General features: G+C 67.4%; 1 protein-coding gene. It reads right to left on the reverse strand.

Going from position 1 to position 267, the window contains the following annotated elements; all coding sequences use genetic code 11:
- Positions 1-267, reverse strand: a 267-nt coding sequence (locus SB765_RS30210) for an ABC transporter permease (RefSeq protein WP_410932571.1), incomplete at both ends; no start/stop codon positions are given.

Genomic DNA, 267 nt, shown 5'->3' on the forward strand with positions numbered 1-267 from the left:
GGTGCCGAGCAGGGCGCCGACCAGGCCGATCAAGACCATGGCAGCCATCACCTGGTCCATGCGAAACAGCTGTTGCGCACCGATCATCAGGCTGGCGATGCCGCCGTCTGAGGGCATGAAGTATTCCGCGCCGATGGTGCCCAGCCAGGCGTAAATCAGGCTCAGGCGCAGGCCGGCGAAAATGCCCGCCGCCGCCCCCGGCAGTACCAGGTGGCGCAGGCGTTGGAACAGGTTCAGGCGCAGCACCTGCGCGGCTTCGCGCAGCTG

The organism is Pseudomonas sp. SIMBA_067, from assembly GCF_046534675.1.
GTDB lineage: Bacteria > Pseudomonadota > Gammaproteobacteria > Pseudomonadales > Pseudomonadaceae > Aquipseudomonas > Aquipseudomonas putida.